14 protein-coding genes, 1 tRNA gene and 3 pseudogenes are annotated in these 20,630 nt (G+C 67.8%); 6 read left to right on the forward strand and 12 right to left on the reverse strand.

What is annotated here, in order from left to right:
* Window positions 1-91 precede the first annotated feature (91 nt).
* Window positions 92-3,847 (reverse strand): transcription-repair coupling factor, encoded by a 3,756-nt coding sequence (mfd, locus tag ACW9PK_RS02035; protein WP_457016335.1) that lies wholly within the window; start codon window positions 3,845-3,847, stop codon window positions 92-94.
* Between the two features lie 258 nt (window positions 3,848-4,105).
* Here mfd and ACW9PK_RS02040 point away from each other — a divergent pair, with 258 nt between their 5' ends.
* On the forward strand, window positions 4,106-4,954 hold the full coding sequence (locus ACW9PK_RS02040) for a uroporphyrinogen-III synthase (protein WP_457016336.1): 849 nt from the start codon (window positions 4,106-4,108) through the stop codon (window positions 4,952-4,954).
* On the opposite strand, the gene ACW9PK_RS02045 is transcribed toward ACW9PK_RS02040, so the two are convergent.
* On the reverse strand, window positions 4,927-5,754 hold the full coding sequence (locus ACW9PK_RS02045) for a sirohydrochlorin chelatase (protein WP_085106945.1): 828 nt from the start codon (window positions 5,752-5,754) through the stop codon (window positions 4,927-4,929). The genes ACW9PK_RS02040 and ACW9PK_RS02045 overlap by 28 nt on opposite strands.
* A 137-nt stretch (window positions 5,755-5,891) precedes the next feature.
* On the opposite strand from ACW9PK_RS02045, the gene ACW9PK_RS02050 reads away from it, so the two are divergent.
* A complete protein-coding gene (locus tag ACW9PK_RS02050) occupies window positions 5,892-6,392 on the forward strand; it encodes a DUF2505 domain-containing protein (RefSeq protein WP_035963632.1) in 501 nt (166 codons plus the stop codon).
* 115 nt (window positions 6,393-6,507) lie between these two features.
* Window positions 6,508-7,800 carry a Na+/H+ antiporter NhaA gene (nhaA, locus tag ACW9PK_RS02055; RefSeq protein WP_144931299.1) on the forward strand — a complete coding sequence of 431 codons (1,293 nt, stop codon included), beginning with the start codon at window positions 6,508-6,510 and terminating at the stop codon, window positions 7,798-7,800.
* Window positions 7,801-7,876: 76 nt separating this feature from the next.
* Here the strand turns inward: nhaA and ACW9PK_RS02060 are convergent.
* Together ACW9PK_RS02060 and ACW9PK_RS02065 are read right to left on the reverse strand one after the other, a co-directional pair.
* A pseudogene (locus ACW9PK_RS02060) lies at window positions 7,877-8,134 on the reverse strand (aminoacyl-tRNA hydrolase); the annotation flags it as partial.
* A 14-nt stretch (window positions 8,135-8,148) separates the two neighbouring features.
* Window positions 8,149-8,214: pseudogene (locus ACW9PK_RS02065) on the reverse strand (aminoacyl-tRNA hydrolase); the annotation flags it as partial.
* Window positions 8,215-8,420: 206 nt separating this feature from the next.
* Between ACW9PK_RS02065 and ACW9PK_RS02070 the strand changes: the two are divergent.
* Window positions 8,421-9,230 (forward strand): annotated as a pseudogene (locus ACW9PK_RS02070) (Na+/H+ antiporter NhaA).
* Between the two features lie 336 nt (window positions 9,231-9,566).
* On the opposite strand, the gene ACW9PK_RS02075 reads toward ACW9PK_RS02070, so the two are convergent.
* The 5 genes from ACW9PK_RS02075 to ACW9PK_RS02095 all read right to left on the reverse strand — a co-directional run bounded on the left by ACW9PK_RS02075 (window position 9,567) and on the right by ACW9PK_RS02095 (window position 13,955).
* Window positions 9,567-10,184, reverse strand: coding sequence for a transposase (locus ACW9PK_RS02075; protein WP_457016337.1), 618 nt, complete (start codon window positions 10,182-10,184; stop codon window positions 9,567-9,569).
* A gap of 439 nt (window positions 10,185-10,623) precedes the next feature.
* Window positions 10,624-11,097 (reverse strand): Fe-S cluster assembly sulfur transfer protein SufU, encoded by a 474-nt coding sequence (gene sufU, locus ACW9PK_RS02080; RefSeq protein WP_206400128.1) that lies wholly within the window; start codon window positions 11,095-11,097, stop codon window positions 10,624-10,626.
* Complete coding sequence (locus ACW9PK_RS02085) at window positions 11,094-12,389, reverse strand: aminotransferase class V-fold PLP-dependent enzyme (protein ID WP_457016338.1); 1,296 nt, start codon at window positions 12,387-12,389, stop codon at window positions 11,094-11,096. The genes sufU and ACW9PK_RS02085 overlap by 4 nt, the downstream gene beginning before the upstream one ends.
* A gap of 174 nt (window positions 12,390-12,563) precedes the next feature.
* The gene (pth, locus tag ACW9PK_RS02090; protein ID WP_457016339.1) at window positions 12,564-13,148 is read right to left on the reverse strand and encodes an aminoacyl-tRNA hydrolase; all 585 of its coding nucleotides are present in this window, start codon (window positions 13,146-13,148) and stop codon (window positions 12,564-12,566) included.
* A gap of 180 nt (window positions 13,149-13,328) precedes the next feature.
* Window positions 13,329-13,955 carry a 50S ribosomal protein L25/general stress protein Ctc gene (locus ACW9PK_RS02095; protein WP_098053344.1) on the reverse strand — a complete coding sequence of 209 codons (627 nt, stop codon included), beginning with the start codon at window positions 13,953-13,955 and terminating at the stop codon, window positions 13,329-13,331.
* 510 nt (window positions 13,956-14,465) lie between these two features.
* Here ACW9PK_RS02095 and ACW9PK_RS02100 point away from each other — a divergent pair.
* The gene (locus ACW9PK_RS02100) at window positions 14,466-15,944 is read left to right on the forward strand and encodes a sugar transferase (RefSeq protein ID WP_144931293.1); all 1,479 of its coding nucleotides are present in this window, start codon (window positions 14,466-14,468) and stop codon (window positions 15,942-15,944) included.
* A 165-nt stretch (window positions 15,945-16,109) separates the two neighbouring features.
* On the forward strand, window positions 16,110-17,822 hold the full coding sequence (locus ACW9PK_RS02105; protein ID WP_457016340.1) for a GH25 family lysozyme: 1,713 nt from the start codon (window positions 16,110-16,112) through the stop codon (window positions 17,820-17,822).
* Window positions 17,823-17,949: 127 nt separating this feature from the next.
* Here the strand turns inward: ACW9PK_RS02105 and ACW9PK_RS02110 are convergent, their stop codons facing one another.
* From ACW9PK_RS02110 to ACW9PK_RS02120, 3 genes are all read right to left on the reverse strand, one after another.
* Window positions 17,950-18,930: a ribose-phosphate diphosphokinase gene (locus tag ACW9PK_RS02110; RefSeq protein WP_064847154.1), complete on the reverse strand. Its 981-nt coding sequence runs from the start codon at window positions 18,928-18,930 to the stop codon at window positions 17,950-17,952.
* A 58-nt stretch (window positions 18,931-18,988) separates the two neighbouring features.
* On the reverse strand, window positions 18,989-20,464 hold the full coding sequence (gene glmU / locus ACW9PK_RS02115; RefSeq protein WP_457016341.1) for a bifunctional UDP-N-acetylglucosamine diphosphorylase/glucosamine-1-phosphate N-acetyltransferase GlmU: 1,476 nt from the start codon (window positions 20,462-20,464) through the stop codon (window positions 18,989-18,991).
* 64 nt (window positions 20,465-20,528) lie between these two features.
* Window positions 20,529-20,600: transfer RNA gene (locus tag ACW9PK_RS02120), tRNA-Gln, on the reverse strand.
* Window positions 20,601-20,630: the final 30 nt, after the last annotated feature.

Here is a 20,630-nt window from a genome sequence, read left to right on the forward strand (position 1 = left end):
CCGTGTGCGGGCCTGCGACGACGCCGCGCCAAGGTACCCGGGGTGAGTCAGTACCCGGGCGAGGCGGAGCCCGGACGGGGCCGCGCTATCCCTACTGCGAGACCTCTTCCGTAGGTGCCTGTACCGGAGGGAAGATCGCGTCCAGCACCTCCCGTGCCCATGCGAGGATCTCCCCGTCCACGAGGTCCTTGCCCCCGATCCGCGCGGTCTTGGGTTTGGGGATCAGCGCCATGCGGGTGTCCGCCCCCGGGACCGACTTCACCTGCGCGCCCGGGTACATCCGGGTCAGGCGCATCTCGCGGGACTCGGTGAGCTCGGCCGGCGAGAACCGGATCATGGTGCCCTGGGTGGCCACGTCCGTGAGACCCGCGGCGCGCGCCCTGATCCGCAACCGGGCGACGTCGAGCAGGTTCTCCACCGGGGTGGGTAGCGGGCCGTAACGGTCCTTGAGTTCCTCGCCGGCCTCCGCGACGGCTTCTTCCGTGGCGGCGTTCGCGATCGTGCGGTACGCCTCGAGCCGCAAGCGCTCACCGGGCACGTAGTCGTGCGGGAGGTGGGCGTTGACGGGCAGCTCGATCTTCATCTCGGCGGGACCCGTGTCCTGGTCGCCGCGGTACTCGGCTACGGCCTCCCCCACGAGCCGCAGGTACATGTCGAAGCCCACGCCCGCGATGTGTCCGGACTGTTCCCCGCCCAGCAGGTTGCCCGCACCGCGGATCTCGAGGTCCTTCATGGCCAATTGCAGACCCGAGCCGAGCTCGTTGTGGGCGGCCACGGCCTTGAGCCGTTCCAGTGCCGTCTCGCTGAGGGGTTTCTCCGTGGGGTACAGGAAATAGGCGTAGGCACGTTCACGCCCACGGCCCACGCGACCGCGCAACTGGTGCAGCTGCGACAGCCCGTAGCGGTCCGCGTGGTCCACGATCAGCGTGTTGGCGTTGGCGATGTCCAGGCCCGTTTCCACGATGGTGGTGCACACCAGGACGTCGAACTTCTTCTCCCAGAAGTCCACGATGATCTGCTCCAGGCGCGACTCGCTCATCTGCCCGTGGGCCACCGCGATCCGCGCCTCGGGAACGAGTTCGGCGAGCGCTTTGGCCTGCGCCTCGATCGAGGAGACACGGTTGTGGATGAAAAACACCTGGCCCTCGCGCATGAGCTCACGCCGGATGGCCGCGGAGACCTGCTTGTCCGTGTAGGGCCCCGCGTACGTGAGCACGGGGTGGCGTTCCTCGGGCGGGGTCGCGAGCGTGGAGGTCTCACGGATGCCCGTCATGGACATCTCCAGCGTGCGCGGGATGGGGGTCGCGGACATGGCCAGGACGTCCACGTCCGTGCGCATGGCCTTGAGCTTCTCCTTGTGCTCCACGCCGAAACGCTGTTCCTCGTCGATGATCACCAGGCCCAGGTTCTTGAACTGGGTCTCCTTGGAGAGCAGTCGGTGGGTCCCGATGACGACGTCGATCGCGCCGGAGCGCAGTCCCTCGAGCGTGGCCTTGGACTCCTTGGCGCTCTGGAACCGGGACAGCGTGGCCAGGCGCACCGGGAAGCCCGAGAAGCGTTCGGCGAAGGTCTCGGTGTGCTGCTGGGCGAGCAGCGTGGTGGGCACGAGCACGGCCACCTGTTTGCCGTCCTGCACGGCCTTGAACGCCGCGCGCACCGCGACCTCGGTCTTGCCGTAGCCCACGTCCCCGGAGATCAACCGGTCCATGGGGATGGGCCGTTCCATGTCCGCCTTGACCTCGTCGATCGTGGTGAGCTGATCCGGTGTCTCCACGTACGGGAAGGCCTGTTCGAGTTCGCGCTGCCACGGGGTGTCCGGGCCGAACGCGTAGCCCTTGGACGCCATGCGCGCCGAGTACAGCCGGATCAGCTCATTGGCGATCTCCTTGACGGCCTTCTTGGCGCTGCGCTTGGTCTTGTTCCAGTCCGCGCCACCCATCTTGGACAACGACGGCGCTTCCCCGACGTACGTGCTCACCTGGTCGAGCTGCTCCGTGGGCACGAACAACCGGTCCCGGGGACCGTTGCGCTTGGACGGCGCGTACTCGAGCACGAGGTACTCGCGCACGGGCTTGGGTTGACCCGGGGCGGTCATAGCCCCGGCGATCGGTCGCTGCACGAGTTCGATGAACTGCCCGATCCCGTGCTGCTCGTGCACCACGTAGTCGCCCTTCTGCAGGGCCAGGGGGTCCACCTGGTTGCGCTTGCGCCGCTGCGGCAGTTTGCGCTGCGCCCGGTTGTCGTAGGCGGTGGAACGCCCGAGCACGTCCGCCTCGGTCAGCAGGGCGGTGCGCGTGGCCTCGATGACGAACCCGCGTCCGGCGCGGGCCGTGGTCAGTTCCACGAGACCGGCCCGGGGCACCTCCGTGAGGCTGTCGCACCGGGCGGCGGGGATCTCCGCCCCGTGCAGCAGCTCGCTCAGCCGCTGCAGCGGTCCGGGGCCGTCCGTGACGATCACGACCCGCCAGTCGTCGTGCATGCGCTCCCCCAGGAAGCGCAGCATGGCCTCCACGTCCCCCGAGAACCGGGTGGGTTCGCGCGCCGTGACGGTCAGGGTGTCGGCGTCGGTGTCCGCGAGCCGGACCTCCTCGTCCGCGGTGTCGGCGTCGATCTGGGAGGTCGTCACGGCGTTGACGTTGAGCCCCGTGACGGACCACCACCCCACCGACCGGTCGAGCGCGAGTTCCCGGACCTCCCCCACGGTGTGGAAGGACCCGGCGGCGAGCGTGCGGGACGCGCCGTCGTCGGCGTCGAGCGCGGCGTGCAGGTCCAGCGGGGCGTCGTTGCCGCCCGAGGCGGACTCCCACGCGGCCGTGAGGAACTCCTGGTTGGTGGCCACGAGGTCGTGCGCGCGGGCCCGGACCTTCTCGGGTTCGAGCACCACGGTCATGGAGCCTTCGGGCAGCAGGGACATGAGCTGGACCATCTCGTCCGCGAGCAGTGGCGCGAGCGATTCCATGCCCTCCACGTACTGCCCGCCAGCAATACGCTCCAGGATCTCGCGCCCGCCCGGCAGCTGTTCCTTGAGCTTGGCGGCGCGCGACTGCACCGACGGGGTGATGAGCAGTTCGCGGCACGGCGGCGCCACGATCACGGACGGGTGTTCGGCATCGGTCAGCGTGCGCTGGTCCGCGACCGCGAACCACCGCATCTCGTCGAGCTCGTCCCCGAAGAACTCCGCGCGCACCGGGTGGTCCTCGGTGGGCGGGAAGACGTCGATGATGCCACCGCGCACCGCGAACTCACCACGGCGGGTCACCATGTCCACGCGCGAATACGCTGCCCCGGCAAGACGTGCCACGAGCTGTTGGAAGTCGTACTCCTGGCCCGTGCGCAGCGTCACCGGTTTCATGGCACCCAGCCCGGCGACCACGGGCTGCAGCACCGAACGCACCGGCGCCACGACCACGCGCAGCGCCTGTTCCCCGTCCTGCGCGTGGTCCAGGCGCCGCAGCACGCTCAATCGCTGACCCACGGTGTCCGAGCGCGGCGAGAGTCGTTCGTGCGGCAGGGTCTCCCAGGACGGGAAGTTCGCGATCTGCTCGGCGGGCACGTAGGACGCGAGCCCCGACTGCAGTTCCTCGGCCTCACGTCCCGTGGCGGTCACGGCAAGCAGGATCGGGGTGGACCCCGCGGAACCGCCCTCGGCCCCGTCGGACGACGACGCTGCCCCGGCCCCGTCCGCGAGCCCTCGCGCGATCTGCGCGAGCACCGGCGCGCGCAAGCCGTCGGTCGCGCTGATGATCGTCTCGGCGGAGCGTTCCGTGAGCGGCCGGGCGGCCTGCGCGCGGATGTTCGCGAAGCTGCGGTCCTCGGAGAGCGCGGTGAGCAGACCGGTCAGGGACATGGGTGGCTGACTCCTGGTGGGTGCGGTGATCGGGACCTGTGGTCCCGCGCCCATGACGGGCGCGACGGAACGCGCTACAGCCTACTCGGGACGTCGGACACGATCCCCCGCGAGCGCCCCGTCCGGACCATGCCCTCGCAAGAAGTGCACCGGGTCGGCCGGACTCACGCGAGGTCAGCCCCGTACGCGAGCGCGCGGACCCGACACCCGTTCCCACGGCCGGACTCGCACCGGGCGGCCCGGGCGTACCCTGGAGACATGACAACAGCTGAGCACCCCGCCCTGACCGGACTGACCGTGGCCGTGACCGCGCATCGCCGCGCCGCCGAGCAGGGCGGGGCGTTCGAACGCCACGGGGCACGTGTGCTCCACGCGCCCACGCTCAAGCTCGCCCCGGTGGACGAGGACGACGCTGTGTTCGCCACCGTGCGCGAGACGATCGCGACTCCCCCGGACGCCGTGCTCGTCACGACGGGCTACGGCTTCGACCGGTGGCTGCGCGTGGCCGAGCAGGAAGGGCTGGGTGACGAGCTGCTGAAGACGCTGCGCGGCGTCGTCGTCATGGCACGCGGAGCGAAGGCCCGGGGGCAGTTGCAGGCCAAAGGCGTGACGTGCGCGTACACGGGTGCGTCCGGGCGCACCGCGGAGCTCGTGGACCGCGTGCTCGCGGGGGATCCCGCGGCGCAGCGCCCCGCGACCGTGACTGTGCAGGTGCACGGCACCACGGACGAGGAGCAGCTCGAGCGGTTGCGCGCGGGTGGGATCGCGGTGCGCGTGGTGGCGCCCTATCAGTGGGAGTCCGCGGACGAGGGTTCCCGACTGGCCGGGCTCGTGCGCGACGTCGTGGCCGGGGAGATCGATTACGTCACGTTCACCGCCGCGCCCGCCGCGGACGCGCTGTTCGACGCCGCTCGCTCGGTGGGCGCGTACGACGAGTTGGTGGGCGCATTACGCGAGGGCCGGTGCACCGCGGTGGCGATCGGGCCGGTGTGTGTACAACCGCTCGAGGAAGCGGGCATCACGAACGCCGTGGTGCCCGAGCGGTTCCGCCTGGGGGCCATGGTCAAGGCCGTGTGCGATCACGCGCGGGAGGCCGCCTCGCGGTAGTGCTCCACAGTGAGCTCCATGAGTTCCGGGGGCACCGATCCGGGGTGGACGAGTAGCGGCTCGGCCACGACGTCGCCGCCGGCCGTGAGGACGCGACCGTGGAAGAAGCCCGGCGCCAGGAGGTACGGGACGAGCAGCACGCGCCCGGCATCGGCTGGCGTGGTTTCCGAGCTCTGCGCTGCGTACGGGCGCGATGCTCGACCGTGGGAGCCGGGCCGTTCGGAGTGTTGACCGAGCTCCGCGCGCGCGGCGGCCACGGCATCGGGAACCGAGGGCTGCGCCGCTGAGAGGTAGGCGGCCGTCACGGGCGTGCCCAGTGCATCGCCGAGGTATCGGGCCATGAGCTCGCAATCGTCCCGCGAACGGGGATCGGAGGATCCCGCCGCGACCATGAGCACGCGATCGGCCGGTGCGAGACCGGGTGCGCCCGCGGCGTCGAGCGCCTCGGTGAGCCGCCGGGCCATCACGCCCGCCAGGCGCCGGTCGGGGCCCAGTGCCGCGGCCACGACGTGCTGTGGTGAGGACTGGACGGCCCGGGCCATGTCCACGAACACGTGGTACCCGGCGGAGAGCAACAGCGGCACGACCACCGCGGGATGCTCGGCGTGTTCCCGGGTGCGCGCCACCAGGTCGGGTTCCTGGACGTCCACCCACGTGTCCACCACGTCCACCTCGGGAAGGGCCGCACGCACCTGCTCGACCAGGGCGGCGACGGCGCGTTGTCCCCGCTCGTCGCGGGTCCCGTGGGCGCACGCGAGCAGGACGGGAGCGGAGGCGGGATGCGTGTTCACACAGTCCATTATGCCGGTTTCCCAGGTTGCGCGGCGCATCCGGGAGGCCGCGGTCGCGGGACCGATGACTAGGATGAGGGCAGCCCGCGCACCGTGTCCCATGGCGCGCGGAAACCGACGATTCGGCGACGACCCTGAGGAGCATCATGTCCGTCAACGCTTCCACCACCATCAAGGCCCCCGTGGACACCGTCCTGGCCACGTTCGTGGACGAGGCCTTCGTCCGTCACGTGAGCGCCTTGGCCGGAACGCAGTTCGAGTCCTTCGAGGTCAACGGGGACACCTCCACGGCGTTCACCGCGACCACCGTGCGCAGCATGGGCTCGGACAAGCTGCCGGACGTGGCGCAGAAGTTCGTCAAGGGCGGGGTGAAGCTCACCCAGGTGGACACGTACGGCGCCCCCGCCGCGGACGGTACCCGTACCGTGCGCACCGAGATCAAAGTGGCCGGTCTGCCCGTGGGAGCCACCGCGCACCAGACCATCAAGCCCCTGGGTGAGGACGAGACCTCGGTGGACGTCACCGGTGAGGTGCAGGCCAACATCCCGCTCGTGGGCAAGAAGATCGCCGCGGCCGCCGAGCCCTACATCGGCAAGGCCCTGACCCTGCAGGCCCGCCAGGCCGAGGCGTGGATCATCAAGAACTGAGCGCCTCGCGGGTCTAGGATGGCCGGGCGGGCACCATCGGTGCCCGCCCGGCCATCCTTCGTCCTACTCGACAACCGCGGTTCACCTGTGAACCACGTGACGGGAGTTCCTTGTCTTGAGCACAGACACGCAGACGTCCTCCGGTTCCGGTGGATCCTTCACGAATTTCCTGCGCCGGGACACCACCGGCGGTCTCTTCCTTCTGATCGCCATGGTGTTGGCCCTCGTGATCGCCAATTCCCCGTGGGGGGAGGTCTACTTCGGGCTGCGTGACACCGAGGTGGGCCCGAGTGTGGCCGGGCTGCAGCACACCGTGGGGCACTGGGCCTCGGACGGGCTGCTCGCGATCTTCTTCTTCCTCACGGGGTTGGAGTTGAAGACCGAGTTCGTGGACGGGGAACTGCACAACATCCGTAAGGCGATCCTGCCGGTCGTGGCCGCGTGCGGCGGCGTGCTCGTTCCCGCGTTGATCTTCCTGGGGGTCAACCTGGCCGCCGGTTCGGAGCGCACCGCGCTGCACGGCTGGGCGATCCCCACCGCCACGGACATCGCCTTCGCGGTGTCGGTGCTCGCGGTCGTGGGTTCGTCCCTTCCCGTGGCCATGCGCACGTTCCTGTTGACCCTGGCGGTCGTGGACGACCTCATCGCGATCGCGATCATCGCGTTCGTCTACACCGAGAGCGTGAACTTCCCGTTCCTGGGCGGGGCCGCGGTGCTGCTGGCACTGTACTGGTTCCTCACCCACAAGTTCATGGGGTGGTTCATGGCCCGGCACTGGGCCGCGTGGGTCATCCTGCTGCCCATCGGTGTGGTGACGTGGTGGCTGGTCTACGAGTCCGGGATCCACGCCACGATCGCGGGCGTGCTGCTGGGCTTCATGGTCCCCGTGCTCAAGCAGAAGCCGCGCATCATCCGTCAGGAGGACCCGCGCATGGGGTTGGCGCCCGCGCTCGAACACCGCTTCCGTCCGCTGTCCAACGGCTTCGTGATCCCCGTCTTCGCGTTCTTCTCGGCGGGTGTGGCCGTGGGCGGCTGGGACGGTGTGACCTCCGCCGCCACGGACCCGGTGGCCTTGGGCATCGTGGCCGGTCTACTGCTCGGCAAGCCCATCGGCATCTTCGGTGCCGCGTGGCTCATGGACCGTTTCACGTCCGCGGAGAAGGACCGGGACTACACGTGGTTCGACATGTTCGGCATGACGATCGTCGCGGGCATCGGGTTCACGGTGTCCCTGCTCGTGGGCGAACTGAGCTTCGGAGAGGGCAGCCCCCACGGCGACCACGCCAAGGTGGGCATCCTGTGCGGTTCCCTGCTCGCCGCGCTGATCGGTGGCACTCTCGTGGCCACGCGCAACAAGAAGTACAAGGCGATGCGCACGGCCGGCCACGACCCGGACACCCTGGACTGACGCCCACACACCGCTGCACAGGAGACGCGCCCGCTCCCCCGATCCGGGGAGCGGGCGCGTTACTCGTGACGGGCGGTCAGGCCGGGTTGCTCGGGTGGAAGTACTGTTGTGTGTCGGTGAGTCCCCGCTCGCTGAGCATTTCCACGGCGTCGGCGGCGTCACTGATGAGCAGCGGCAGTTCTTTGGCCTGCGCGCCGGAAAATCGCTTGAGAACATAATCGTCGGTATCCATGCGTCCCGGGGGTCGACCCACGCCCACGCGAACCCGGATGTAATCCCTGGTTCCCAGAGCCTTGGTGATGTCCCGCAGCCCGTTGTGACCGCCCCCACGACCATGGCACCGCTGTTGTGCCGGGTCCCCGCGTAGCGGTCCCCCGGGTTGCCCAGTCCCACGACCAGCGTCCGCTGCGTCATCTCGTGTCCCTTCTTCGGGGCGGGGGCCCGCTCGTTCGTCCCGCACCGTATCGGGTGTCGGATTGTTCGTTGCCGTCCACGTCGATCTCGAGCACGGCGTTGGAGTTACGGGACGCGAGCATCATGTCGTGGCCCGGCAGGATCACGTGCAGCGGCTCGGCACCGTGGCCGTCCTGGCGGTCGTGGGCTCGGCCCTGCCCACTGCCATGCGCACCTTTCTCTTGACCCTGGCCGTTGTCGATGATCTGATCGCGCTCATCATCATTGCGTTCGTGTACACGGATTCCGTGCGCGTGCTCTTCCTGGGCGGCGCAGCCGTGCTGCTCGGGATCCTCTGGGTACTCACCCACAAGTACGCCAACTAGTTCATCGCCAAGCACTGGGCCGCCTGGGTGATCCTGTTGCCCTTTGGAGTGGCCACGTGGTGGTTCGTCTACGAAGCCGGCGTGCATGCCACCATTGCCGGTGTCTTGCTGGGGTTCATGGTGCCCGTCATGAAGAACACTCCCCGAGTCATCCGTCACGAGGACCCCGAGATGGGCCTGGCCCCGGCCCTCGAGCATCGTTTCCGCCCGCTATCCAACGGCCTGGTCATCCCCATTTTCGCGTTCTTATCCGCTGGCGTGGCCGTGGGCGGCATCGAGGGCATCAACTCCGCAGCCACTGATCCCGCGGCGCTGGGTATCGTGGCCGGTCTGCTGATCGGTAAACCCGTGGGGATCTTCGGCGCATCCTGGCTCATGGACCGGTTCAGTCCAGCGGTCAAGGACAACGACTACACCTGGACCGACATGTTCGGCATGTCGTTCGTGGCCGGTATCGGCTTCACGGTGTCCCTGCTCGTGACCGAGCTGAGCTTCGGCACCGGCAGCCCCCACAACGACCACGCCAGGGCGGGAATTCTGTTCGGCTCCATGTTGGCCGCCGTCATTGGTGGCATCATGCTGCTGACCCGCAACGCCACGTACAAGAAAATCCGGGCCCACGGCGTGGATCCGGACGTCTACGACAACTGACATGTAGGGGAGTTCTGTCGAGAGGACAGGGTGAGGCGCCGTCCGGAAGCTATCCGGGCGGCGCCTCTTGTTGGCCCAGCCGGTGCTGGTCGGAAAGCGTGTCAGGTGGCGACGCGCGGTCAGACTGATATGCGCGGGTTGGGTACCGCAGGACGGTGTTCGGCTAGAACGGACCGCGTGTCTACAATCCAGCGTGGCACCGCAACAGGAACCTCGTGCTGCTGCTCATAGTTGTATCGCGGGTCGCTCCACGCGCTACCTCCCGGGACCACCGGCGGGTCGGCTTGTAGGGGCGGGAGACCTATCCGGTGGCGGCCCCGCCCATCTGCTCATCCATCACGGCCAAGGACCAGCACCACCCGGCCAGCTCCCGTGCGATAGCCACGTTAGCGATCTTGGAGCGCTTCTTCCGTTCAAGCATCCGCGCCCAGCGGTGGTGCAATCTGCGGTTGCTGGCATCGCCACGGGCCCGAGCCGCAGCCGGGGCCAGGTCCCAGCGATCCTGCATGATCTTGCCGATGCAGTATGCCCGGCGGTGGTGCCAGGCTGCGTCAACCAGCAGCCGCCAGCATGGGTGTTACCGGTCTTGGTGATCGGTCTTCGTACTCTGCTGGTTCCGGAGGAGTGCTCGCAGGGCACCAGCCCGACGAAGGCCCCGATGGTGTTACCGGTGAAGCGGTGCCAGTCCCCGATCTCCACTGCCAGCCCGCAGCCGGTCAGTGTGGAGATCCCGCGCAAGCACCCCAGCCGGTGGACGACCTCGGTGAATTGGGACTCGGCGGCCATCTGGGTAATCACTTGATCCAGTCGGTCACGGCGGTCCGCAGTGGCCAGAACCGTCTCGTGCTCGGCACCAAAAGCCATCCGCGTGGCCGGGGATTCCAAGTACTGGCGGGCCAGCCACGCGTGATGGGCCCCGGTCCAAGCCTGCCCCACCTTCATGGACGATCCCATGATGTAGCAGCAGCTTCGAGACCCGGTGGCGGGCGCGCATCAGATCTGAACGGCAGCCCTCCCGGGCCCGTACCAGAAACTGGGCGGCTTCTTGTTCCACCGACGGCACCACCACGCCAGTGACCTCATCCACACGCAGCAACCAGGCCAGGTGCACCGCGTCCTTCGCATCAGTTTTCACCCGGTCCCCAAAAGACCGTTGCAGCTTCGAGGGGCCGCCACCACACACCGGATCCCGTCTGCGTTCAACACCCGAGATGACCCGAAACCGATGGGGCGGCCTCCTAGGTCACCGCCACCGGCCCGGGCAGCTGGCGGATCCAGGACCGAATGTGAACGTAATCTGAAGTCAGCCGGGCATGTCCGGTAACCCACGAATCTCTGTGAGGGAGGCCCCGGCCCGCAACCCCTCCACGACAGACGGGTCACTAGATACCGTTTAGACGGTCTTGGACGCCGCGTGCTTCACGGCGTCCTCGACGGCCACCCAGCTGAGCATCGCGCACTTCACGCGCGCCACGAACTTGGACACCCCCGCGAAAGCAGCGGCGTCGCCCAGGATCTCTTCATCCGGAGTCACCTGGCCACGCGACCGCAGCATGTCACGGAAGTGCTCAATCAGTGTGTCCAGCTCGGGCAGGCTCATTCCCGGTGCCGTTTCCGCTAACACCGACGCCGCCGCCATGGAAATCGAGCAGCCCTCACCGTTCCACTCCACGGCCTCCACCGTGGGGGTCTCCCCGCCTGTCACCGTCACCCGCACGGTGATTTCATCACCGCACGTGGGGTTGTACTGATGCGACACTCCGCTGCGCTCACCAGCGGATGAAACGTCCTGGCTCGCCTCCCCACTGCGCTTGTGCGAGTGCTCCAAAATGATGGTCTGGTACAGCTGGTCCAATTCAGCGCTCATGCGCCCTCCGCCCGGAAGTAGCCGCGAACACGCGAAAGCTCGTCGAGGAAGCGATCGACGTCATCAGTGGTGTTGTACAAATACGTGCTTGCGCGTGTGCTGGCCGTGAGGCCCAATTCGCGGTGGAGCGGCTGGGCGCAGTGGTGACCAACGCGCACGGCAATTCCCGCGGCATCCAAGAGCTGACCCACATCGTGCGCGTGCACCCCGGCCACGTCAATGCTGACCAGGCCCACGCGCTCCACCCCGGGTTCGGGACCGATGAGACGAACGCCGTTGATCTCGGTGACACCTCGTGCCAACTGACGGCCGAGTTCGGCCTCCCACGCCTCGATCCGGCCCATGCCGATCGCCTGCAGGTATCGCACGGCCTCAGCCCAGGCGACGGCCTGGCTGATGCGCTGGGTACCGGCATCGAAGCGGACGGGCGAGTCCAGATAGCGAGCATGCTCGGTGGTGACCTCGGTGATCATGGAGCCGCCGGTGAGGAACGTGGGCAGCGCATTGAGCAACTCGTGGCGACCGTAGAGCGCGCCGATGCCCGTGGGACCCAGCATCTTGTGCGCGGAGAACACGGCGAAGTCCACGCCGAGCGCGGGAAAATCTATGGGCATGTGCGGCACGGATTGGCACGCATCGAGAACCGTGAGCGCGCCGATTTTTTGGGCCTCCCCCACGATGGCCTGCACATCCGTGATCGCACCGGTCACGTTGGACACGTGAGTGAACGCGACGAGCTTGGTGCGCTCCGAGACTGTGTCGGCAACCGCCTGGGGCGTGATCAGACCGCGCGCGTCCACGGGAACCACGCGCAGGCTCGCACCCGTGCGGGCTGCCAGTTCCTGCCACGGGATCAAATTCGCGTGGTGCTCCGCCTGGGTCGTGACGATCTCATCATCGGGCCCCACTCGAAACCGCTCCGCGTTCTCGGAACCATTGGAACCTGCGGTCGCGTTGGACATCGCGTAACTGAGCAGGTTCAGCCCCTCGGTGGCGTTGGAGGTCCAGACCAGTGAATAAGGGTCCGCACCCACGAAGTGCGCGATCGTGGCCCGTGCGTCCTCGAAGAGATCCGTGGCCTCGACGGCCAGCGTGTGGGCGCCGCGGTGGACTGCTGCACGATGATGCAGGGTGAAGTCGCGTTCCGCGTCAGCGACCGCCAGGGGCACCTGGGAGGTGGCACCGGTGTCTAGGTACACCAACGGATGACCCGCCACCTGCGATTCGGTGAGCAGCGGGAAATCCTGCTTCAGCCTCAAGACCTGCTCGTTGTCCAAGGGGGTTGTGGGCATGACTCCTTCTTACGAGCTTCCGCTCCTTGACGAACGCTGCGGGCATTTCGACCGTAGTCCGGTGCGAGCACGGTGACGAATGGTGATTACGCAGTGTTGAGCCCACCGTCACTATGGGCCGGGTCCGCGGTGTCACCGGCCGGCGCGGGCCGGACGCGAGAACCCGGCCCGGTGTCAGGACAATCTGGCGTGGAAGTACTGTTGCGTGTCGGTGAGTCCCCGCTCGCTGAGCATTTCCACGGCGTCGGCGGCGTCACTGATGAGCAGCGGCAGTTCTTTGGCCTGCGCGCCGGAAAATCGCTTGAGCACATAATCGGCGGTATCCATGCGTCCCGGGGGTCGACCCACACCCACGCGAACCCGGATGTAATCCCTGGTCCCCAGAGCCTTGGTGATGTCCCGCAGCCCATTGTGACCGCCCTCCCCACCACCGCGCTTGAGCTTAACGGCACCGAAGGGCAGGTCAACGTCGTCGTGGACCACCACGAGCTCGTCCGCACCCAGGGAGTAGTACTGGGCCAGCGCGCTCACAGGCCCCCCGGAGACGTTCATGTAGCTCAAGGGCTGGGCCACCACGAGTCGCGGCGCCCCCGGACGTATCCGGGTCTCCGCCACGGCGGCGCGCGCCTTATGGGCGGAGAGTTTCACGCCGGCGCGCTGCGCGAGTTCGGCCACGACCATGGCACCGATGTTGTGCCGGGTCCCCGCGTAGCGGTCTCCCGGGTTGCCCAGTCCCACGACCAGCGTCCGCTGCGTCATCTCGTGTCCCTTCTTCCGGGCGGGGGCCCCGCTCGTTCGTCCCGCACCGTATCGAGTGTCAGATTGTTCGTTGCCGTTCCCGTGTCCGGACCCGGGGACGACGGCGGCGGCAGGCACACGTGGTGCTTGCCGCCGCTCATCACATCGCCTCAACCCGTTACGGACGGGCGACCACTTGGATCACTCGTCGTCCGAGGACTCCTCGGCCGACTCCTGCGCGGTCTCGACCTCGGCGTCCTCGGTCTCCGGCTCCTCACCCAGGTCCTGCTCCACGGGCTCGGACACGTTGATGACCAGCAGCTCGGGGTCGGACACGAGCGTGACACCGGAGGGCAGGGTCACGTCCGCGGCGTAGATGTGCTCGCCGGCCTCGCGGCCCTCGATGTCCACGACGACGTTCTCAGGAACCTTCAGCGCGTCGGCCTCGACGAGCAGGACGTTCTCCTCCACGTTGTGCACGGCGGTCGCGGCGACCTCGCCCTCGACGGTCACGGGGATCTCGACCTCGACACGCTCACCGCGGCGCACGGTCAGCAGGTCGATGTGCAGGATCTCGGGGCGCACGGGGTGGCGCTGGACGTCCTTGATCATCGCGAGGTGGCCCTCGCCGTCCACGTCGATCTCGAGCACGGCGTTGGAGTTACGGGACGCGAGCATCATTTCGTGGCCCGGCAGGATCACGTGCAGCGGCTCGGCACCGTGGCCGTAGATCACGGCGGGGATCTGGTCGTTGGCGCGCACGCGGCGGGAGTAGCCCTTGCCGAACTCGGTGCGCAGGGTCGCGGGAATGGTGATGACGTCCACCATGGCGGTTCTCCTTCGATCGTGGGTCTGGTTGGTTACCGTCAGACCGTCCGAGTCACGGTGGAGGTACTCGCACCGTGCGTCCCGAACGTTGTTACGACCGACGTGGTGCGGTACCCCACTCGCCCACCGCTCGGGATGCACTCACCGGTCGCGGTGGATCGTAAGGATCCACAAGCCGTCGTCGATAACGGGGCGGGACGACCGCCCCCTCGCCTTGGCAACGGGCCCACGATAGCACGTGCCCCACCCCCGGCGCCGCCTCCGGGTTTGACCCCCAAGCGGGCGACGACGCGGCCCCGTCAAGGACGTCACATGTCCACAATTCTGTACCGATTCATGAACTCCGGGGATATTCGAGCAGGTGAGAGAGTATGTTGACTAATTAGCGGGCGTAAATCTCGGGGGAGATGAACACCGCGGTGCGGGGACTCGTTGGGAACGGTCCACGCATCGGAGCGAGCGCGTGGGGCGTCTCGCCGTCGAACGGTTTTGGGGGAAGGTTCGTCGACCGTGTTCCAACATGCAAGCCAGAAACACAAGCACTTGTCGTGGCGCGAGAGCTACCAGACGGAACTGAGGATCTACGACGCTTTGTCCCTGGTGCTCGCGCTCGCCGCGGCCCAGGCCCTGCGGTTCGGCTGGCTGCAGGGGTTGCTGCAGGTGGACGTGCTGCCCGTGCCCTACTGGCTCGTGGGGCTGCTGCTGGCCGTGGGGTGGTGGCTGTGGCTCGAGCTGCGCGGCACCCGCGGTGTGCGGCTGATCGGTAACGGCGCGGAGGAGGCAAAGCAGCTCGTCACGGCCTCGCTCACGTTGTTCGCCGCGATCGCCATCGCCTCCTACGCCTTCAACGTGCCCACGGCGCGCGGGTACATCCTGATCGCACTGCCTCTCGGCACACTGGCCCTTTTCGCAGGACGCATGTGGGCGCGGCGTCAACTCATGCAGCGGCGCAAGAACGGGCTCAACATGTCCCGCACCATGGTGGTGGGTCGCTTCCCGGGGGCGGTGGAACTTGTTGGAGAGCTGCAGAGTCGCCCGGACGCCGGGTTCAACCCCGTGGCGGTCTATATGCCCACCTCGCACCACCAACTGCCGCAGTCCCTGCACTCCGTGCGGGTACCCGTCAACGCACTCGCGCCGGAGGAACGCCCTAGCGTCCAGGGGATCATGCAGGCGTGCCGCGAGCACGACATCGAGACGCTCGTGATGGCCGCCGCCGTACCCCTGAACACCACTGAGATCCGCCACCTGGGCTGGGCGCTCGCGGACGAGCGGATCCGACTGGTCATGAACACCGGGCTCACGGACGTGGCCGGACCCCGGATCCACACCCAGCAGCTCGTGGGTCTGCCGCTGATCCACGTGGCCACCCCGCGTTTCACCCGGTCCAAGAAGATCGTCAAGCGCATCATCGACGTCACCGGCTCTCTGGCCGCGCTGATCATCCTCTTCCCCGTGATGCTCGTGCTGGGCATCCTGGTCAAGGCGCACGACGGCGGTCCCGCGTTCTTCGCGCAGGAGCGCGTGGGGATTGACGGCACCCGGTTCCGGATGCTCAAGTTCCGTTCCATGTACACGGACGCCGAGGAACGCAAGGCCGCCCTGATGGCCGCCAATGAGTCTCAGGGGGACGTGCTCTTCAAGATGAAGGATGATCCCCGCGTGACCGCACCCGGCAAGTGGATGCGCCGGTTCAGCCTGGACGAGCTGCCGCAGTTCATCAACGTGCTCAACGGCACCATGTCCCTCGTGGGGCCCCGCCCGCCGCTGGCCAGCGAGGTGGACAAGTACGAGCAGCACGTCTACCGCCGCTTGCGTGTGCGCCCCGGGATCACTGGCCTGTGGCAGGTCTCCGGTCGCTCGGACCTCGACTGGAACCAGACCGTGCGCCTGGACCTGTACTACGTGGAGAACTGGTCGCCGGTGCAGGACTTGATCATCATGCTGCGGACCGTGCGTGCGGTCTTCGCATCCGAAGGCGCCTACTGAGGTCGAAATCAGAAGTATTTCTTCTCGAAATGCAATCGTGATGACCGTTGCGTGTGAGACACATCGAATTCCTGGGTGACCACTTACACTTTCTAGTGCGTCCCCCTGGCCGCTCGCCTTCCCCCCAACGAGTGGCTCCCCCCACACGCAGTAAAGGCTACGCGTATGATCTCCCCCCGAAAATCAGTGCTGCCCGCTGCCGTGACCGCCGCGGTCCTGGCACTGACCACCTTCATGCCCGCCACGGCGGCCAACGATCCCGCGGAGAACCTCAATCCCGAGAAGGGGAAAGTGGTCTCCGTGGAAACCCACGAACTCGAGACGGTTGTCAAGGACCCCCAGCTGCCCACGGCCCCGCCCAAGACCGGTGACAAGAATCCCGGCGCGACCATGGGCCAGAAGATGAAGTCCATGGCGACCACGACCAACCTCTCGGAGGCATCCGAGAAGGAACTCGACAAGGTGGCCGAGAACGTCCTGGGCCCCGAGGCGGCGAAACCCTCCGCCGCGCCGTCGACCGCGACGCCGTCGACCGCGACGCCGTCGCCCAAGACCCCCGCCACGCCGTCCGCGAGCGCGAACCCGAAGGCCACCGCGAGTGCCGCCGCGCAGGCCGCGGGCACCACGGGCATCGGCCCGGCCGGTTCCATGTCCCTCGTGATCCGGGAGAACAACTGGATCCCGACCGGGATCCAGGGCATGGACGTCTCCGGGTGGCAGCCTGCCGTGAACTGGAGCGCGGAATACGCCGCCGGCGCACGCTTCGCTTACGTCAAGGCCACCGAGGGGACCGGTTATCACTCCGAGGCCTTCGACGACCAGTACACGGGCTCGTACGAGGTGGGCATGTTCCGCGGCGCGTACCACTTCGCGCTGCCCTCACAGTCCTCGGGTGCCGCCCAGGCGGACTTCTTCATCAACAACGGCGGCGGCTGGTCCTCGGACGGCAAGACCCTGCCCGGCCTGCTGGACATCGAGTACAACCCGTACGCCTCCCTGGGTGGCACGTGCTACAACATGTCCCAGCCGCAGATGACCGCGTGGATCAAGTCCTTCTCGGACCGCTACAAGCAGCGCACTGGTCGACTGCCCGCGATCTACACGACCGCGGACTGGTGGCAGACCTGCACGGGCAACACGGCGCAGTTCAACCACCACCCCCTGCACCTCGCGTCCTACGGCGTTATGGCACCCCAGTGGTACCCCAATGGCTGGTCGCGCTACGACATCTGGCAGTACACGGACAGCGGGCCCTTCTCGGGTGACTCGAACGTGTACGGCGGTTCGTGGGCGCAGCTGCAGGCCCTGGCGTCGTCGTCGAACTACAAGCCGCTGGGCGGGCGCGCGACCGGCTACTCCGTGGCCGGCGGCATCGGCGCCATCTACCGCGCCACGGGCGGCGCCGCGAAGTGGGGCACCCCGGTGGGCCCCGAGGCCAACGCCGCGAACGGCGGCCGGTACCAAGAGTTCGTGCGCAACGGCGTGAAGTCCACCGCGTACTGGCACCGCACCACGGGCGGGCACATGGTGCGCAACACGAGCAGCATCGGCGGGAAGTTCATCGGCGCCGGACGGGAACGCGGTTACGGCTTCCCGATCACCGAGGAGCGCTCGCTGGCGGGCGGGGCCTACCAGGTCTTCCGTACCCCGTCCGGTAAGTCCACCAAGCTCATGTGGTCCCCGCGCACGGGTTCGCGCGCGATCAAGGAGTACGGCGCGATCGGTCAGCGCTGGGCGAAGTCCGGTATGGAGCGCGGCCTGGGCTATCCCACGACCGACGAGTACCGCGCGGGCTACGAGATCCGTCAGCAGTTCTCCAACGGATACGTGATCGGGTACAACACCGTCTACGGCGGGACCCGGATCAGCCGGTTGTGATGCCGTGGTGTCCGGGGTGATGCGCCCCGGACACCACGACTCCCGAGCACGACGAAGGCCGGGGTGGCGTGTGCCGCCCCGGCCTTCGTCGTACCGGAAACCGCGTCGTAGCGGTCACCGGCGGTTGTCAGGAGCGGCCGTTGAAGAGGCTGGTGACCGATCCGTCCTCGAAGACCTCCTGGATGGCACGGGCGATCAGCGGGGCGATCGAGAGCACCTCGAGGTTCTCGAACTGGTGCTCCGGGGGCACGGGCAGGGTGTCGGTCACGGCCACCTTGTCCGCGCCGCACGAGGACAACCGCTCCACGGCGGGACCGGAGAACACGGCGTGCGTGGCTGCGATGATCACGTTCTTCGCGCCCTGGTCCTTGAGCACCTTCACGGCGCCGGTGATCGTTCCGCCGGTGTCGATCATGTCGTCGATGAGCACGCACGTGCGGCCCTTGATGTTGCCCACGACCTCCTTGGACACCGCCTGGTTGGGCACGGTGATGTCCCGGGTCTTGTGTACGAACGCGAGCGGGGCACCGCCCAGGCGCTCCGCCCACTGCTCGGCCACGCGCACACGGCCGGTGTCCGGGGACACCACGGTCACGTTGTCCACATCCACCACGGAGCGCACGTAGTCGCTCAGCAGCGGGATGGCCATGAGGTGGTCTACGGGTCCGTCGAAGAAACCCTGGATCTGCGCGGTGTGCAGGTCCACGGACATCAGCCGGTCCGCGCCTGCGGTCTTGTAGAGGTCCGCGATCAGGCGAGCGGAGATGGGCTCGCGGCCGCGGTGCTTCTTGTCCTGCCGTGCGTACGGGTAGAACGGGCTGACCACGGTGATGGACTTGGCGGACGCCCGTTTGAGGGAGTCCAGCATGATGAGCTGCTCCATCAACCACTGGTTGATGGGAGCGGGGTGGGACTGAATCAGGAACGCGTCCGCGCCGCGCACCGACTCACCGAAGCGCACGTAGGTCTCACCGTTCGCGAAGTCGTACGCGTCCGTGGGGACCAGTTCGGTGCCCAGCTCACGGGCGATGTTGTTGGCGAGCTCGGGATGGGCCCGACCCGAGAGCAGAACCATGCGGTTCGAACCCGTGTTGGTGATGCCGGTCATGTGAACTCGCTTTCCTTGAATTCCTGTGGATCACTGCTCGCGTGCCGTGCGCCCGGACTCAGGCGTGGTCGTCGCGGTCAGAGTCTTGAGCGGCCTGGGCCGCGCGTGCCGCCGCGGTTCCGGGACGGTGCTCCTGCACCCATCCTTCCACGATGACCTGCTTGCCCTCCGTGAGCACCAGGGCCCCGGCGGGGACGTCCTTGCGCACGGTGGTCCCGGCACCCGAGTAGGCACCGTCGCCCACGGTCACGGGGGCCACGTACATGTTGTCCGAACCCATGCGGACGTCGTTGCCGATCGTGGTGTGGTGCTTGGCCACGCCGTCGTAGTTCACGAAGACCGAGGCCGCGCCGATGTTGGAGTTCTCCCCGATCGTGGCGTCCCCCACGTAGGACAGGTGCGGGACCTTGGAGCCGCGTCCGATCGTGGCCTTCTTGGTCTCCACGAATGTGCCGATCTTGCCGTCCTCGCCCAGGACCGTGCCGGGGCGCAGGTACGCGAAGGGGCCCACCGTGGCGCCCGCGCGCAGCTCGGAATCGCTGCCGTGGGTGCGCGTGACGTGCGCTCCGCGGCCCACGATCACGTCGGTCAGGGTGGTGTCGGGGCCCACGACGGCGTCCTCCGCGACCCGCGTACGCCCGTGCAGTTGGGTCCCGGGTAGCACGGTGCTGTCCGCCTCGAGCTCCACGGTGTCGTCGATCCACGTGGTCGCGGGGTCCACGATGGACACCCCGTTGCGCATGTGCATTTCCAGGGTGCGCTGGTTGAGGTAGTGCCCCAGTGCCGCGAGCTGGACGCGGTCGTTGGCACCCTCGAGCTCCATGTAATCCGTCATCTTGAGTGCGTCCACGCGGTGGCCGGCCTCGCGCGCGAGACGCGGGACGTCCGTGAGGTACTTCTCCGCCTGGGCGTTGTCGGTGTCCACGCGGGAGAGCGCATCCCGCAGCACCGCGGCGTCGAACGCGAAGATCCCGGAGTTGACCTCGCTCACGGCACGCTCGGCGTCCGTGGCGTCCTTGAACTCTCTGATCTCGGCGAACTCGCCGCGCTCGTCCCGCAGGATCCGGCCGTACTTGCCGGGCTCGGGGTGATCGGCGGTCAGCACCGTCACGGCGTTGCCGTGGGAGTCGTGGTGCGCCACGAACTCGCGCAGCGTGTCCACCATGAGCAGGGGGACGTCCCCGTAGGTCACCAGCACAGTGCCGCTCACGGGGGTCTCGGCGTCGAGGACCTCGAGGCCCGCGTCCACGGCGGAACCGGTACCGGGGACGTCCGACTGGTCCGCGGTCAGGACCTCGGGATCCACGGCCGCGATGTGCTCGGCCACGAGATCGCGCTGGTGACGGATCACGGCCACGATGCGCTGCGGCGCGAGCTCGCGGGCCACCTTCAAGGCGTGGCCGAGCATGGAACGACCCCCGATCTCATGCAGGATCTTGGGGGTCTTGGACTTCATGCGGGTGCCCTTACCCGCGGCCAGGACGATGACGGCGGCGGGGTTCTGCCCGGTGCTCGCGGTGTCAATGGTGCTCACGGAGCAGACTCCTCTGGTTGCTCGTGAGGCGGTGGGGGCCATCTACGCCTCGATGTATCGTGCGTTCCGCCACTAGGACTCGAACCTAGACTCACGGCTCCAAAGGCCGGTGTGCTGCCAATTACACCATGGCGGAGCGTTGTCACCCGCGGGCGCCAACATGTGC

Source organism: Kocuria sp. MNB10 (assembly GCF_054073685.1).